Source organism: Pseudomonas sp. GW823-FHT06B06 (assembly GCF_058795195.1).
Map to the genome: position 1 here is coordinate 1 of NZ_JBXAHO010000084.1, position 1,601 is coordinate 1,601.

At 52.7% G+C, this 1,601-nt stretch carries 2 rRNA genes (1 of these 2 running past the window's edge); both read right to left on the bottom strand.

The annotated features are described in order from the left end of the window. A 5S ribosomal RNA gene (gene rrf, locus AC1Q8Q_RS32035) occupies positions 1–71 on the bottom strand; the annotation flags it as partial. A 168-nt stretch (positions 72–239) separates the two neighbouring features. After that, a 23S ribosomal RNA gene (locus AC1Q8Q_RS32040) occupies positions 240–1,601 on the bottom strand; it runs 1,571 nt beyond the window's last position.

Below are 1,601 nucleotides of genomic sequence, written 5' to 3' on the forward strand. Positions count from 1 at the left end.
TCGGCGATGCATCGTTTCACTTCTGAGTTCGGGATGGGATCAGGTGGTTCCAACGCTCTATGGTCGTCAAGAAATTCGGGTACTGAGTCGTGACCAGATGGCCTCGCTTCAGCAAATTGGGTATGTGATAGCTTCGGTGTTTTGTGAACTTCGAACTTTCGGTTCGTTTCGTCTTCACACACCGCAATCTGGTCTCTTTCGTCTTTTCAACTAGGAGCATCAAATTGCTTGGGTGTTATATGGTCAAGCCTCACGGGCAATTAGTATTGGTTAGCTCAACGCCTCACAGCGCTTACACACCCAACCTATCAACGTCGTAGTCTTCGACGGCCCTTCAGGGGACTCAAGGTCCCAGTGAGATCTCATCTTGAGGCTAGTTTCCCGCTTAGATGCTTTCAGCGGTTATCTATTCCGAACATAGCTACCCGGCAATGCCACTGGCGTGACAACCGGAACACCAGAGGTTCGTCCACTCCGGTCCTCTCGTACTAGGAGCAGCCCCTCTCAAATCTCAAACGTCCACGGCAGATAGGGACCGAACTGTCTCACGACGTTCTAAACCCAGCTCGCGTACCACTTTAAATGGCGAACAGCCATACCCTTGGGACCGGCTTCAGCCCCAGGATGTGATGAGCCGACATCGAGGTGCCAAACACCGCCGTCGATATGAACTCTTGGGCGGTATCAGCCTGTTATCCCCGGAGTACCTTTTATCCGTTGAGCGATGGCCCTTCCATACAGAACCACCGGATCACTAAGACCTACTTTCGTACCTGCTCGACGTGTCTGTCTCGCAGTCAAGCGCGCTTTTGCCTTTATACTCTACGACCGATTTCCGACCGGTCTGAGCGCACCTTCGTACTCCTCCGTTACTCTTTAGGAGGAGACCGCCCCAGTCAAACTACCCACCATACACTGTCCTCGATCCGGATAACGGACCTGAGTTAGAACCTCAAAGTTGCCAGGGTGGTATTTCAAGGATGGCTCCACGCGAACTGGCGTCCACGCTTCAAAGCCTCCCACCTATCCTACACAAGCAAATTCAAAGTCCAGTGCAAAGCTATAGTAAAGGTTCACGGGGTCTTTCCGTCTAGCCGCGGATACACTGCATCTTCACAGCGATTTCAATTTCACTGAGTCTCGGGTGGAGACAGCGCCGCCATCGTTACGCCATTCGTGCAGGTCGGAACTTACCCGACAAGGAATTTCGCTACCTTAGGACCGTTATAGTTACGGCCGCCGTTTACCGGGGCTTCGATCAAGAGCTTCGCGTTAGCTAACCCCATCAATTAACCTTCCGGCACCGGGCAGGCGTCACACCCTATACGTCCACTTTCGTGTTTGCAGAGTGCTGTGTTTTTAATAAACAGTCGCAGCGGCCTGGTATCTTCGACCGGCGTGGGCTTACGGAGCAAGTCCTTCACCCTCACCGGCGCACCTTCTCCCGAAGTTACGGTGCCATTTTGCCTAGTTCCTTCACCCGAGTTCTCTCAAGCGCCTTGGTATTCTCTACCCAACCACCTGTGTCGGTTTGGGGTACGGTTCCTGGTTATCTGAAGCTTAGAAGCTTTTCTTGGAAGCATGGCATCAACCACTTCGTG